Raw genomic sequence first — 15,391 nt, forward strand, 5'->3', positions numbered from 1 at the left:
AATGAGGTGCCAAATGAACAAAAAATGGTGGAAAGAAGCCGTCGCTTATCAAGTTTATCCGCGCAGCTTCATGGATAGCAATGGCGACGGGATTGGTGACCTAAAAGGTGTTACTTCCAAATTAGACTATCTCAAAGAATTAGGAATTGACGTCATTTGGCTGTCGCCGATGTTCAAATCCCCGAATGATGATAATGGCTACGATATATCGGATTACCAGGAGATTATGGATGAATTCGGAACGATGGCTGATTTTGACGAGCTTTTACTAGGTGTTCATCAGCGAGGCATGAAATTAATATTAGACTTGGTCATTAATCATACAAGTGATGAGCATCCTTGGTTTATTGAATCCCGCTCATCAAAAGACAATCCAAAGCGTGATTGGTATATTTGGCGGGACGGCAAGGACGGTAAAGAACCAAACAACTGGGAATCAATTTTTAGCGGTCCCGCTTGGAAATATGATGAAGAAACTGATCAATATTTTATGCACATCTTCTCAACACGGCAGCCTGATCTTAACTGGGAGAACCCAGATGTAAGAAACGCACTCCATAACATGGTGAATTGGTGGCTGGATAAAGGTATTGACGGTTTCCGTGTGGATGCAATCTCTCATATTAAAAAGGAACCAGGTTTCCCGAAAATGCCGAACCCAGAAAACTTAGATTATGTACCATGCTTTCCATATATGATGAATGTGGACGGAATCGATGATTTCCTTACCGAATTCGCTGAGAAAACAATTAAAAACTATGACATTATGACTGTAGGAGAAGCTAACGGTGTCGGGCTTGATGATGCAGATAAGTGGGTCGGCGAAGAAAACGGCTATTTCAATATGATTTTTCAATTTGAATTTCTAGACCTTTGGGATAAAGATACAGACGGATCCATTGACGTTCGTAAATTAAAAAAGGTGTTAACAAAATGGCAAAAAGGCCTGGAGGGCAGAGGCTGGAATGCATTGTTTATTGAAAACCATGATCAGCCGCGCCGTGTATCAAGCTGGGGAAATGACCAAGAATTTTGGAAGGAAAGTGCGAAAATGCTGGGCGCTCTCTATTTCTTAATGAAGGGCACGCCGTTTATTTATCAGGGTCAGGAGATCGGCATGACCAATGTTCAGTTCACGTCTATCGATAAGTATAATGATGTCGGCATGATTAATTATTACAAGATTGAAACCGCAAAAGGCCGATCCCATGATGAGGTCATGAAGGTGATTTGGGAAAAAGGCCGCGACAATTCCCGTACCCCGATGCAGTGGAGTTCTGGGAACATGGGCGGATTTACGGCCGGGGATCAATCATGGCTTGGTGTAAATCCAAATTACAAGGAAATTAACGTTGCGGCACAGTTAGAAGACCCGGACTCGATTCTTTCTTTTTATAAAAAATTAATCCGCTTAAGAAAAGAAAATCCGCTTTTTGTTTACGGCACCTATGAATTATTGCTGGCCAACCATCCGAAACTGTTTGTCTATTCGCGTCAATTAGGAAGCCAGAAGGCAATTGTCATTAATAATTTTAGTAAAAAAGAGACTAGGTTTAAATTGCCATCCAATGTTTCATATTCTACTTCTGATCTGGTTTTACACAACTATGATGTCTCTGGACAAAGATTACGAAAAGAATTCACATTAAAGCCTTATGAAACTAGGGTGTATTTATTAAAAGCAAAAGTATAAGCCCTATTGGCCAAAGACGATCCGGAATGTTCCGAGTCGTCTTTTTGTCACGGAAAAGTAAAAGGGGTGAAACCGCTTACATATTTGTCGAATTAGCAATTGTTATGTCGATGGATTTTTGTTATTTTAAAGATAATAGTATTTTTATAAGGTAAGGGAGGTTAGCATGAGAAATAAGATCGCGAATAGTAAACCTAATTGGATATTGATATTTTTTTCTATTATTTTTACAGAGATCCTGAGTTTGTTTGCAAGCTTCCTTTTCCCGTCCTTAATGCTGATAAAATTTGCAACTATATTATTACTTTTAGGGATTTTTCCATTTGTTATTGGTTCTTTAAAAGCAATGAGGAACAATGAAAAAGAACTGAGGCAAAGTAAACAAAAGTTGAAAAATATTTTTGATACGCTTGACGTGGCGATTTGGTCACATGATTTAAAATCAGATACACTTTTAATTACTCCAGGGATTGAAAAATTGTACGGGTATTCCTATACCGATTTCTATAAAGATCTAAACCTTTGGAAAAAAGTAATCTATCCAGAGGATTTACATGTTTTATCAGAAAGGGAAAAAAAGGTTACCGCAGGTGAGACTGTTACCAGTGAATATCGGATTATCCGTCCTGACGGTGAAGTACGCTGGATTCAGGATAGGGGGGTTCCGACACTAGATGGTAAAGGGAATTTTGTCGATTTTAATAGTGTATTATTTGATATCACAGACCGAAAAGAAAGTGAAGACCGGTACCGTAGTTTAGTAGAAATGTCACCTGACATTATTGCAGTTGTTAGCCGATTTAAGATTGAATATATTAACGAAGCAGGCTGGAAGCTAGTGGGCGCCAGCAGTCCAGATGAATTAATAGGTAAATCGCCTTTGAGGTTTGTCCCTCCAAACATAATCGAAAGGTTTTCCAATAAATCAGGAAACACTGGTAACCGTGATCAAGAGAGAATTAGACTTGAATTTCAAGTAAAAAGGCTCGATGGCGAGACGATTGATGTGGAAATGGCTTCAACTCCAATTCTCTATGAAGGCAGATTTGCGGTTCAGGTTGTAGGCAGAGATATCACTGAGCGAAAGAAAGCAGAGAAAACTATTAAGACGATGGCCTATTTTGATACATTGACAGGACTGCCAAATCGAAATCGGTTTAGGCAACAGTTGAATAAAGTCTTAAAACAACAAGGGGAAAAAATGCTGGCGGTATTGTTCCTTGATTTAGACCGCTTTAAGATCATTAATGATACAAAAGGACATACGATTGGAGATATCATTCTGCAAAAGGTCTCGGGCAAATTAGAAATGGCGGTTGAAAGCGAAGGTTTTGTTTCGAGACAAGGCGGCGATGAGTTTATTATTTTGCTAGAGGATATCAACAGGGAGAGGGCTTCAGAAATAGCAGGGCGGATTCTGAATGAATTTTCCGAGCCATTAGAGGTAAATAACCAAGAATTTTTTGTCACTCCTAGTATCGGCATCAGCGTTTATCCTGATGACGGAACAGATGAGGAAACACTCATAAAAAATGCGGATATCGCCATGTACAAAGCGAAAGAGCGCGGAAAGAATAACTTTCAATTTTATTCCTCTCAGTTAAATGGGATCTCGATTCGAAAAATGGAGCTGGAAAATGGATTGCGGAAAGCATTGGAGCATGATCAATTGCAGCTTTTTTATCAGCCGCAGCTCACTCTGACGACAGGAGAGATTGTTGGAATCGAAGCATTGCTCCGCTGGCACCATCCTGAACATGGGGTTATTTCGCCTTCTGAATTTATTCCACTGGCGGAGGAAACAGGATTGATTGTCCCGATTGGAAAATGGGTGTTAAAAGAAGCGTGTAAGCAAAGGAAAATGTGGGAGATTGCCGGGCTGCGTGATTTTCCAATAGCGGTTAATGTCTCCGTAAGGCAGTTTGAAGATGATCATCTCATTGAATTTATTTCAACTTTAATTGATGACATTGGGCTGAAGGCCAGCCAGCTGGAGCTTGAAATTACCGAAAGTATCATGCAAAACCTGGACAATTCTACGATTATATTAAACCACTTGAAAGAACTTGGAGTCTTATTATCCATTGATGATTTTGGAACGGGTTACTCTTCGCTTAGTTATTTAAAACATCTTCCAATTGATAAAATCAAGATCGATAAATCCTTTGTCGATGATATTCTTTATCATTCCAATCAAGGAATGATGGTAAAAACCATTATTGATATGGGCCTAAATTTGAACTTTACCGTTATTGCGGAAGGAATTGAAAAAGAAGAACAGGTATCATTTTTAAAGAATAATGCCTGTGATATTGGCCAGGGATATTTATTTAGTAAGCCTTTACCTGCAGACCAACTCGGACAGTTTCTTTTCCGAAAGGATGAAAAAAGTGGTATTCCAATTTAATTGGATACCACTTACTCAATACATGGCTTTTAAACACATTGGGAATGTATTCCCCCTATAGGGCTTGACCCTTTACTCCCCTATTTTCTTTGGGGATTATTCCATTCTTAATCCTTACCCACTTGACTGATATGAAGCTGCTGACAAGTAGCACGACTGCTCCGAATAGATAAGGCAGGTTGATATGAATGTCAAATAACCACCCCGCAAGCACTGGACCAAAAATTTGTCCGAGACTCATATAGGCATTGTTCAACCCTGCTACAAATCCTTGTTCATTTCCAGCTTCCTTCGAAAGCAACGTGTTAATCGTCGGCCGTAATATGTTATTAAATGTGAAAAACAACATTGTAATTATCATTACATAAAAGAAATTGCCCGAGAATAGCAAGAACACAAGAGATACTGCCGATAGCAAGAGCATGCTGCTAATAATTGGCTTTTCCCCAAACCTTTGTGTAAGCCGGTTAGTCAGCATCACTTGGTTGAATGTACCGATCAAGGAACAAACCATAAACAAGATGGAAATATCTCTAGTCGTAAATCCATAGCTTTGAGTAACGAACAACGGGTATATCGCCTCAAAGTGAGTAAGTCCGAATGAAAGAGCGAATATCATTAACAATAGGATAAAATAACGAGATTTAACCGACTGTGCAAGTTGACGAAAAATATTTTCTTTTTTCGGTTTCGATTTCAGATGCATGAGACGAGCCTCTACTGATTGGGATTCCGGTAATAATGGTAAACAACAGACCACCGCCAAAAGACCAATACTTACAGACGCGAAGAAAGGAGCCCTAGTTCCAAACTCAGCAAGCAATCCTCCCAAACCCGGACCAATAATAAAACCGGATGACATCGAAGCGCCTAGAAATGACATCGCTCTAGGCCTCTGTTCTTCTGTCGTGATATCAACGACATAAGCCATAATGGAGGGAACCAAGGCAGCAGAACCCATACCGCCAATTAATCGTGAAACAAGAAAAAGCGAGAAATGATCTGCAGCTGCAGCCAATAAGTTGGAAATAACGAATAAGCTCAGTCCAACGACAATCATTGGCTTACGTCCGTATTTGTCTGAGAATTCACCAGCAATTGGCGAGAACAAAAACTGTGTCAAGCCGAAGGCGGATACTAAATATCCTGCTGCTTTTCCGCCTGCTCCGAAATCTATTAGAAGCTCAGGGAGAATCGGAATAACAAGCCCAATGCCAAGCATCGCAAGAAACATATAAGTCAGTAAAAACGGAAACGCAGATTTTGTTGGCATGGATTTTTCTCCTCTATTACTCGAAAACAGATGTAATTGTTTCTGTTTTAGAAATGATATTATATTCTTTTCTTGATCCAAGAGAGCCTGATACAGCTTGATTATACTTGACAGAACTTAACTCCCCATTTAAAAAACATTACCAAATTATTAACTTTTTAGTTTGAAATATTAAGCAGGGAATACGAAATTGTCGTCGCACTAATCTGGATATTCGCGATGCACATAATATTTCTATTGTCGTTGAAAATATACGTAAGAAGGAACATGGGGTTTATGATGTGCATGTCCCTGTAAAATCCATTGTATAAAATGCCTAATACAATCACTGAATTTTGGTTTAAGTAACCAATGACTTATAAATACATTCCTATTAAAATTATAATTGTTAAAATTTACTAAAACATAAAAATTAAGTAACTTTCATTTTGTTTTCTCAAGCTGTTTATTTTAATTTAATTCAAACATTTCCAAAGGAGGAATTAGTTGATGATACAAGAAAACATAAGCATGTCACGGCGAAAGTTTTTAGGTAACGCTGGAAAAATCGGAGGGGCTTCTGCAATTCTCGGTGTTACCGGAACGATGGAATTATTGGCACCTGAAATGACAAGCGCGGAAGCTGCACCAAATAAGGATGACCATACACATAAAATAAAAAAACCGAATAAAAATAGCTCTTACATGCTTTTGAATGTTCGCTTGGAAAGCGGCTTTAAATATGAAAACGGAGAAGTGGCTGCAACCGAATCTGTATTACGCAACATCCGCGTCGATAAAGGCAGGATTACGAAAATACTAGATGTAAACTCCCCTTTTGAAAAAGATATTGATTGCTATGATGCAAAAAGTATGCTCTTGCTTCCTTCTTTTAGAGATATGCATATTCATTTGGATAAAACCTATTATGGCGGCCCTTGGAAAGCAGCAGCAACAAGAAAAAATGGTATTTTTGACATGATTGCCTTAGAGCAGAAATTGCTTCCGGAATTGCTCCCAACCGTTCAGGAGCGTGCAGAGAAATTAATTGAACTAATTCTCAGCTACGGCTCTACGTATGTTAGAAGTCACTGCAACATTGATCCAGTCGTTGGTCTTAAAAATCTTGAGAAACTAAAGCTCGCCTTAGCAAATTATTCAGATAAAATTTCTCATGAAATCGTTGCTTTCCCGCAACACGGCTTGCTTCGCTCAAATGTAGAGGGACTGTTACGCGATGCCATGAAGCTCGGCGTTACACATGTTGGCGGACTAGATCCAACCTTAGTAGACGGGGCTATGGAAAAATCACTACATACCATGGTTCAAATCGCAGTGGACTACAATGCAGGCATTGATATCCATCTTCATGAAGGCGGTGAAACAGGATTAAAGGCCATTCGAAGATTAGCAGATTTGACAGAAGAAGCTGGTCTACAGGGAAAAGTGACAATCAGTCATGCTTTCTCTCTTGCATCATTGGCAGCAGGTGCAGACGTTGCAATGGCAGACCGTCTTGCATCGCTAGGTATCTCCATAGCATCTACTGTTCCGATCGGCAAAAGTGTAATGCCAATTCCACTCCTTCAGGAGCGGAAGGTGAATGTCATGCTTGGCAATGATAGTATTACCGATCACTGGGATCCATTCGGGATAGGTGATACTCTGCAGAAAGCTCATCTTGCAGCACAACTATATGGATGGAAGAACGAATACAACCTGTCTCGAGCACTTTCCCTTGCTACAGGTGGAATGACCCCTTTAGATGAGTCCGGTAAGCAAGTATGGCCAAGAGTCGGCAACGATGCAACAGGAGTACTCGTTCCTGCAAGCTGCTCTGCTGAAGTTGTTGCCCGGCTGCCAAAACGTGCTGCCGTACTGCATAAAGGCACTCTGTCCTCGGGGACGCTGGATAACGTGAAGACTAAAATCCCAAACGCTTCTAGAAATATTTAGGAGATCAAACATGTTTTAGTGGATTTCACCAGGACCTTTGTTTGCAAAAGAATGCTTAAATATTAAAACCGCACAGATTGGTGTGCGGTTTTATGAGATTAGCGGAACAGATACAGTATTTTGGAAATCGTTTCAGCAAGTTCTAATTATAGTTAAGAGCACTTCAAAATTATTTTTGAGGTGCTCTTAACAAATGGCTTATCAACATCAAGATGCAAGTTGTTCAGTCTTCTTATTAGAAACACTATTATTCTTTGTGACCATGCTTACAATAGTCATAACTATTACATTTATAGTAAGTGCTATTATCCCCACATTTATATCCTTCACCCACTGAGGAAGTAAAGGAAACAGGGTTCCTATAGTGGTTTTCGAAAGTGTAATGTATGCTACCGTAGCTTCCCCCAAGATGATTCCCGCGAATGCCCCTTGCTTCGTTACGAAATTATTCCTCATTAAGCTGAAAATCATAGCTGGAAACAACTGTGTAACCATACTAGACCCCATTAATAATAAAGCGACAATCGTACCACTTTTAAACGTAAAAAATAATGAAACAAGAGCAACGACAGGTACTAAGTACTTAGCTAAACTTACAATCTGCTTATCAGTAGCCGAAGGCACAAATACACCATAGACATTTTTCGCCAGCAAGGTAGCTGCAGACATTAATAGCATCGAACCTGGCACTAAGGCTGTGAGTACTCCTGCAGCACCAATTACTCCCATTACCCATGGATCGAAAGCTAGTTTAGAGAGACGTAATAAAGATAAATCAACCTCATCCCCCTTCAAGCCGGGAATTTGAAGAATAGCGGCAAAACCGGCAAAGAACACAAAGAGTAAGATAAGTTGATATAATGGCATAATAATTGTATTCTTGCGGAACGTTTTTTCGTTTTTTCCTGAATAAATGGCGCCGAATGCATGCGGATACATATAAAAACCAAGAGAAGTTAGCAAAACCGTAGAAATAAACCATGATATGCTTAATCCCTGACTAGGCAAAGTTAAAAAACCAGACTTCGCTTGATCAATCGCTTCAAACATGGGCTGATATCCACCATAATAATGAAGCGGTAAATATATACCTAAAAATACAGTAACTCCTAGGATTAGAATATCTTTGACAACCGCTGTCCAAGCAGAGCCATGGATTCCTGAGATCATCACATAAATTGTTAGAACAATAACCCCAATCCAAATTGCTACAGTAGGCGAAATCGCTCCGTAAGATGCCTCTGAAACAATACTCCCCAAACCTTTCAATTGAAGAACTAGATAGGGGATGACAGCAACTACACCCACAATTGACACAAGGACACCTAAATATGGACTATTATACTTACTAACGAAGAAGTCCGATTGTGACATTAGTTTCTTTTCTTTTGCATATCGCCAAATAGCAGGAACATACCAATACGACATAATCAATGCCAATGAACCATATATTAAAATATAAAAAGTAGGGCCGCCTTTGCCATATGCCCAACCGCTTCCTCCTAAAAAGGTAAAAGTGGAATACGTTTCACCTGCCATTAACAAAAAGATAAAAACCGTGCCAAAACCACGGCCTCCAACTGTCCACTGTTCAAGGTTCATATCTTTACCTTTACGCGCTCGAATACCAATGGTAAGTGCAAAAATTATAGATGCAATGATAATAAGAAGTGCTGCATTCATTATTCATTTTCCCTCCTATTTTTAGGATCTAGGTTAAATATAATCGCCATAAGTCCTGATGTAATAACTACCCATAATACAATCCAAAAAAGAATTAAGGGCATACCCAAAATATATGGGTTAACTTTATTCACAAAAGGAATTCCTCCAAGAAATCCAATAAAAGGAATTATTGCTAAAATGTAAATTAACTTCAAAATTATTCCTCCTCCTATTTTCTTAATATTAGTGATAACAGTCCAATCATGGGAAGGATAGATATGATTAGTACAGAAAAAAAGTTATCACCTCTAACGAAACTTCTAAAACTACACCCCTTGATTTTGTAAGTAATTAACCATGTTGTTAAAAAGCCATAATCTAATAAAATAGCTTTCTCTCATACATTGCTAAATCTTGTTAAACAGCTCTTTAATATTTAAGTCCATTTGCCGGATAAATATCGCAAGATATACAAACATAGGTAGTACCTTTTTAAAGATTATTAAAAGCACTCTATCAAAATAATTTTTCTACCATTGATGGACTTATTAATAAGCAAGGAGTGCTTGTTTTTTTTAATTATAAAAAATATTAAGATAATTTACTTTAAAAATATTTATGTATATTTAAATTATCTTTACTATGTTGGGAAAGTATTTGAGTTTGGGAAAAATGGTGAAAATTAATTGAGCCTAGCCGTCCCCTTAAAGGACAATAAAGTTATTCAATTTTAAAACGCCAAATACTTATAACCCCGTTCTAAGTTAGGACGGGGTTATAACAAAGTTGTTTAATTTTTGATTAAAAAACTTCACTGCACTTAAAAAGATACAAAACGACTTCCTGGTTCAATCGGCAGTGGTGCCATTTATCCTTCCGGGGTATCGTTGATTTAATTAAACAGTTACATGTACTTTCCTGAACCGTTCCCAAGGTTTCAGCAGCCAGCGTCTTAAAGCGAAACAGCCCCTGAGCCATTCATCTGCTCCCTGAGCCAGCCAAATTCCTAAAAGGCCCAGCCCATAATGAACTCCTAATATATAACTTAGGGATACTGCTATTCCCCACATGGAAATGATTCCAATTATCACCGGAAAACGAACATCGCCCGCGGATTTAAGTGAATTCATTAAAACGATATTCATCGCCCGGCCAGGTTCAACAAACACGATCGCCCATAACACTGGGAGGCCAATGGCAATGATACTTGGATCTTTTGTAAAAGTCTTTAAAATCGGCGAGCCAATCAATGCTATGATCAATGAAGTAACAGTTGAGGCAGCCATAGCAATTTTTAACGTACTGATACCGCGGCGAAGAGCCTTGTCGAACTGTTTGCCGCCGATGGAACGGGCAACCAGAAGTTGTGTGCCTTGAGCAATTGCGAGCGTGAATAAAAAGCAAACCATATTAATATTTAAAATATAGACTCTCGCTGCCAATGAGGTTGTTCCCATTGAAACGACAAAGCTGGTTATAGCCAGCTGCGATAATTGGTAGGAAAGATTTTCTCCAGCCGACGGAATGCCGATGGAAAGCAGCTCTTTAATATCCTCTTTTTTTGCTTTGAAAATATCCCTTATTTCCAGCTTAAGTGAAAGCCGATTGTAGACGAGGTAGATCAGTGCAGCAACTGCGTAGGCACGGGCTGCCACCATGGCCCATGAAACACCCGTTACACCTGTCACCGGTATTCCGAATAACCCAGAAAGAGCAATGATATTCCCAGCAATACTGATAAAGTCCATTATAACTGTTACAACCATTGATTCTTTGGTGTATCCATGGCTGCGAAGGACGGCGCTTAAAGCAAGTGAGATCGATTCGAAAAAGAGGGAGATTCCGCAAATTCGAACAAACGTCAGACCGTAGCTATATACTTTGCCATGGACGTCAAATAAACTTAACAGGTGTCCGCCAAAGAAAAAAATGAAAATCGCTATTGTAATTCCAAACCAAAAGTTCAGCCCAAAAACGGAGCGGGATAACTGCCGGGCGTTTTTCAGCCGTCCTGCGCCGAGGTTTTGGCTGATTAGAACAGTGGCTCCAATTGATGTAACGGTGAAAACTAAAATAAATATGTTCAAAAGCTGGTTTGCAACCCCTACACCAGCGGCAGCATTGTCCGAGTAATGGCTTAACATTAACGTCGCGATAATTCCCATGCCCATATGGAGAGCCAGTTCGATGAACAATGGCCAAGAAATACTAAAAAGGGACTGTTCTTGAAATTTGTTATTGTTTTCCTTCAAAGATGTTGCTCCTTTATTCAATTAAATTATTAAAATATAAATTTCATTTTACACCCATTGGGCTTCACTTATAAAGAAAGAAATTTTTATTTGTCCCTGTTAAACTTAGTTGTTGATTTGCGCTCCAGGCGCGAGCGGTTCGCGGGCGTGCCGGGGAGCCTCCTCGGCGCATTGGCGACTGCGGGGTCTCCCCTGCCCCGTACTCCCGCAGGACATTGAATTGCATCCTCGAATCCGCCCACGCACGAAGGAAATGCGTTAGCATTTTCGAGGAGTCTTCGCGCCTTCCGCTCCAATCAACAGTGTTAAAAAGAAACAATGGCATTTACCATGTCCTTTTATTTTAATGCTTCTATGTTAATATGTTGAAATTTAGATACTTGAAATAATCCCCCGTCAGTCAGCTTTATTTCCGGAATCACTGGCAGAGCGAGGAAAGATAAGGTTAGAAATGGATTAAAGTGATGGTGCGCTCCTATTTCTTTTAAGGCTTGATTGGTGCTGAATAATCCTGAATTTACTTCTTGGTAGGAACCTTCTGACATCAAGCCAGCAATTGGCAGCTTTAGCTTGGATAGTACCTGACCCTCTTTAATGACGACAAGCCCACCCTGCATTTCCTTTATTACTTGAGCGGCGAGTAACATATCGTGATCATTGGTTCCGGCAATGATGAGATTGTGGGAATCATGGGCAATGGTCGTGGCTATCGCTCCTGTTTTTAACCCCAAGCCCTTAACAATTCCCAGCCCGATGTTCTTGGTCAAATGGTGCCGTTCAATGACAGCCAGCTTTAATTGGTCATTCTTTATCGATGATTGAAAAAGACCAGCATCGTCCAGGTCGACTTCCTCAATTAGATGATTTGTAACCAGGCTATTTGGGATAATTCCAATAATATTTGCCTTTTTCGTTTTTAAGGGAATCTGAAAATGATCTTTTGTTAATTCCTGTAAATTGACGGTACACTTAAGTAATTCTGGCGCATTATTATTTCTTTTTTCTGGAAAATCAATCAATTTACCATCTTTAACAACGGACATTCCACTTTTAAAAACCTGGGTGATTTTGATGCTTTCCAGGTCGTCCATGATTAAAAAATCAGCTTTATACCCCGGGGCAATGGCACCTCGTTCCTCAAGGCCAAAGCATTCAGCTGCATTGATAGTGGCCATTTGGATAGCCGTAATCGGATGGATACCTGCCCCAATTGCAAGTCGCACATTATGATCAATACTTCCTTCATCCAATAGATCGTCTAAATGCTTATCATCGGTGACGAATAAGCAGCGCCTGGAATTCCGGTTAGTTACGACGCCGCTGAGCTGCCCAAGATCCTTGGCAACGGTGCCTTCCCGAATCATCAAATACATTCCTTTTCTTAACCGTTCTTTTGCTTCTTCTAGCGTGGTGCATTCATGGTCAGTGCGGATGCCGGCTGCCATATAGACATTCAAGTCCTTTGGGGTTAAGCCTGCAGCATGGCCATCAATTTTTTTTCTGTAATTTCTTGTTTCAATTAATTTATCCATCATTGAATTTTCTGCGTTAAGGACTGCCGGGAAATTCATTACTTCCGCCAAGCCCAGGACTCTAGGATGTTGATAAAATGGTTTGAGGTCTTCCATTAGAAGAGTAGCACCGGCATGTTCAAAATTTGTTGCCGGAATGCAGGATGGCAGCATAATGAAAAAATCAAACGGAAGCTGTTCTGTAGAGTCTAGTATGTATTGAATGCCGTCCACACCCGAGACATTGGCGATTTCATGCGGGTCTGCGATGACAGTCGTTACGCCATGCATGAGGAGAACTTTGGCAAATTCCTTTGGTGTTAACATAGAGGACTCGATATGAACATGCCCATCAATGAAGGAGGGGGAGACATAACTGCCGTTTGCATCAATAGTTGTACTTCCTGTATAATCACCGATTCCAGCAAAATAGCCGTCCACGATGGCGATGTCTCCATACATGATTTCTCCGTTAAAAACATCGACGATTTTTCCGTTCTTAATGACCGTATCTGCCGGCTGTCTTCCTGAAGCGACTGCAATTCTTTTGGTTAACATCTTTTTATCCATATAGCAACATCCTCTTCAATAAAATGGATAGCAATGGGTATTGATTGACCTTAGTTTATCATACGCGGTTTTTACATGCGAAAGACTCAAAAAAACCTGCCAGCTTGATGAAATTGTCATTACTTGCAGGTTTTTATAAGAATGTATTTAATTTCGTTAGCGTCCCCATTTCATCGCCACGGTTAAGGTGCAGCAGCTAGCCGGCTGGTTTTGGCTTGTTTGAGTTGTTAGGATAAAGTTTACTCCAGTTGGCGTATATTTGGCTGCGACCGGGACCTTCAATCCAATTGATTTTATTAAACGATCGACTTCAACATTTTTTCCTTGCTGGGCAGCACTCATCATTTTTTGGGCAAAACCCGCGTCGCCTAAACGATCTAATAAAATACTTCCTTGTTCCATTAATAGACGAAACGAATGAACAGATTGTGAAAATATTTTTATATCCACTGGAGGATAGCTTCGAGGTAATTGAGGGTACATGGCATATACCGGGTAAACAGGCATTGGCGGATAAATCTGATAGTGAAAAGGGTTATGGAACATTGTAACTCTCCTTCCCATGTTAAAAACCCAAGGCAATATACGGTATGTATTTTAGGCGATATTGGTTCCTGATGTATCTAAGTGAATGAAAAAACGTTCGGGATTCATTGCCCCCAAACGTTTATTGTATTATCGAATATGAATGCTGCCGCTTGAGACATCAAGGTCAATCTTATATTTTCCGGACCCATGGGTGCCTTTGATACTTTTATTTTTGAGATCCTTCGATGTTAATGGAAGGTCACAAGAAATATTTCCGCTGCTAACATCCCCGTTAAGTGTAAAATCGGCGTTATTTGGTAAATCGAGCCCCACGTCCCCTGAGCTAAGATCTAATTTAATCGAATCGACTAGTTTATCGATTTGAATATTCAGCTTCCCAGAGGATACATCCGCCTCCACCGCACCTGTATAATGGGTAATGTCGAGATCACCAGAGGATATATCAAAGGAACCTGTTTTCGTTTTAAGGGAATCGATATCCACATTTCCGGATGAAACATCTTGCTTAAATTTGTTCACATTCAGATTCTTGAGATTCATGTTCCCAGAACCAATATCAACGGTTAACTCATTCAATTTCATTGGTTTATTTTTAGAGGATCCGGAAAAATTTACATTGCCAGATCCTAAATCTATCTGCATGTTTTGGTTATAGTCTTCAGGAATGTAGATTTTCAGCTTCTTTTTTTCTGAAAATGGCCCCCAGTTGAACCAGTCAAACCATTTGCTTTTAAGCGAAACTTGTACTTCGTCTCCGTTCTCCCGAATATTTAACTTTTGTTTTCCAGTATACACAGCTTTTAAATCATCCCGGTCCTCTGGAATTATGATCGTACTAACGCTCGACACATCTACCTTAATCACCTTGGTATCAGTTGAAACGGCCGCTTGCCCGTCTTGTTTACTCGCACTTAAAGCGCTGAATTGCCAAGAATGATTAAAGATAATATATAAACCGGTAATGACGACTAAAAGTAACAAAATTCTTTTCATTTTTTTCCATCCCCTTTTTCTTACATCTTCTATACCTATGATAAGAAATCCTTTGTTTTAAACCAATGTACCGGAGAATTAATTTCTTCTAAGACCTGAGACGGAAATAGGGATTGAATTTTTTTCGATTCACGAAGGACCTGCATCCAATTTTTAAAAATTATGTTATCCTTTTAGTGGAGGTGTTTACGTTGACGATAAAAAAAATATCGCCGAAAGAGCTGCATGAAAGATTAAAGAATAATGAAAAGGTTCTTTTGCTGGATGTACGGGCGGAAGAGAAATATAACGAATTTCATATTAAGGAACCACAAATTCAAAGTGTTAATATACCTAAGACGAATATTTTTGCAATGGAAGAAACACGTGAGAATCTTCATTTATCCTTACCAAAAGACCAGGAGATTGTTGTCACCTGTACCACCGGTAACTCAGCAGGAAAATGTGCGAATATTTTAGAGGGCGGCGGGTTTAAGGTAATTGTTTTAGAGGGCGGCCTGACGGCTTGGAAGGAATATTTGAAATCTCTAAACGACTGATATG

Annotated in this window: 12 protein-coding genes; 4 read left to right on the plus strand and 8 right to left on the minus strand. The window is 39.6% G+C overall.

Annotated elements, in window-relative coordinates; all coding sequences use genetic code 11:
- Nucleotides 1-13: 13 nt before the first annotated feature.
- Both AC59HZ_RS14575 and AC59HZ_RS14580 read left to right on the plus strand, forming a co-directional pair.
- Entirely contained in the window at nucleotides 14-1,693 is a 1,680-nt protein-coding gene (locus AC59HZ_RS14575) for a glycoside hydrolase family 13 protein (RefSeq protein WP_496546526.1), read from the plus strand.
- Nucleotides 1,694-1,859: 166 nt separating this feature from the next.
- Nucleotides 1,860-4,100 (plus strand): EAL domain-containing protein, encoded by a 2,241-nt coding sequence (locus AC59HZ_RS14580; RefSeq protein WP_496546527.1) that lies wholly within the window; start codon nucleotides 1,860-1,862, stop codon nucleotides 4,098-4,100.
- 55 nt (nucleotides 4,101-4,155) lie between these two features.
- Here the strand turns inward: AC59HZ_RS14580 and AC59HZ_RS14585 are convergent, their stop codons facing one another.
- Nucleotides 4,156-5,373, minus strand: a complete 1,218-nt coding sequence (locus tag AC59HZ_RS14585; protein ID WP_496546528.1) for an MFS transporter — start codon at nucleotides 5,371-5,373, stop codon at nucleotides 4,156-4,158.
- A gap of 489 nt (nucleotides 5,374-5,862) precedes the next feature.
- Here AC59HZ_RS14585 and AC59HZ_RS14590 point away from each other — a divergent pair, with 489 nt between their 5' ends.
- On the plus strand, nucleotides 5,863-7,308 hold the full coding sequence (locus AC59HZ_RS14590) for an amidohydrolase family protein (protein WP_496546602.1): 1,446 nt from the start codon (nucleotides 5,863-5,865) through the stop codon (nucleotides 7,306-7,308).
- Nucleotides 7,309-7,515: 207 nt separating this feature from the next.
- Here the strand turns inward: AC59HZ_RS14590 and AC59HZ_RS14595 are convergent, their stop codons facing one another.
- The 7 genes from AC59HZ_RS14595 to liaG all read right to left on the minus strand — a co-directional run bounded on the left by AC59HZ_RS14595 (nucleotide 7,516) and on the right by liaG (nucleotide 14,848).
- The gene (locus AC59HZ_RS14595; RefSeq protein WP_496546529.1) at nucleotides 7,516-8,991 is read right to left on the minus strand and encodes a sodium:solute symporter family protein; all 1,476 of its coding nucleotides are present in this window, start codon (nucleotides 8,989-8,991) and stop codon (nucleotides 7,516-7,518) included.
- Nucleotides 8,991-9,188, minus strand: a complete 198-nt coding sequence (locus AC59HZ_RS14600; protein ID WP_496546530.1) for a DUF3311 domain-containing protein — start codon at nucleotides 9,186-9,188, stop codon at nucleotides 8,991-8,993. Before AC59HZ_RS14600 ends, AC59HZ_RS14595 begins: the two co-directional genes overlap by 1 nt.
- Before the next feature lie 681 nt (nucleotides 9,189-9,869).
- Nucleotides 9,870-11,225: an MATE family efflux transporter gene (locus AC59HZ_RS14605; protein ID WP_496546531.1), complete on the minus strand. Its 1,356-nt coding sequence runs from the start codon at nucleotides 11,223-11,225 to the stop codon at nucleotides 9,870-9,872.
- Between the two features lie 64 nt (nucleotides 11,226-11,289).
- The gene (locus tag AC59HZ_RS14610) at nucleotides 11,290-11,451 is read right to left on the minus strand and encodes a hypothetical protein (RefSeq protein WP_496546532.1); all 162 of its coding nucleotides are present in this window, start codon (nucleotides 11,449-11,451) and stop codon (nucleotides 11,290-11,292) included.
- A 112-nt stretch (nucleotides 11,452-11,563) separates the two neighbouring features.
- Nucleotides 11,564-13,306 carry an adenine deaminase gene (gene ade / locus AC59HZ_RS14615; RefSeq protein ID WP_496546533.1) on the minus strand — a complete coding sequence of 581 codons (1,743 nt, stop codon included), beginning with the start codon at nucleotides 13,304-13,306 and terminating at the stop codon, nucleotides 11,564-11,566.
- 156 nt (nucleotides 13,307-13,462) lie between these two features.
- On the minus strand, nucleotides 13,463-13,852 hold the full coding sequence (locus AC59HZ_RS14620; RefSeq protein ID WP_496546534.1) for a YuzC family spore coat inner layer protein: 390 nt from the start codon (nucleotides 13,850-13,852) through the stop codon (nucleotides 13,463-13,465).
- A gap of 129 nt (nucleotides 13,853-13,981) precedes the next feature.
- Nucleotides 13,982-14,848, minus strand: coding sequence for a LiaG family protein (gene liaG / locus AC59HZ_RS14625; protein ID WP_496546535.1), 867 nt, complete (start codon nucleotides 14,846-14,848; stop codon nucleotides 13,982-13,984).
- Nucleotides 14,849-15,030: 182 nt separating this feature from the next.
- Here liaG and AC59HZ_RS14630 point away from each other — a divergent pair, with 182 nt between their 5' ends.
- Nucleotides 15,031-15,387 (plus strand): rhodanese-like domain-containing protein, encoded by a 357-nt coding sequence (locus tag AC59HZ_RS14630; protein WP_496546603.1) that lies wholly within the window; start codon nucleotides 15,031-15,033, stop codon nucleotides 15,385-15,387.
- Nucleotides 15,388-15,391 lie beyond the last annotated feature (4 nt).

This window comes from Neobacillus sp. DZ-9, assembly GCF_059587065.1.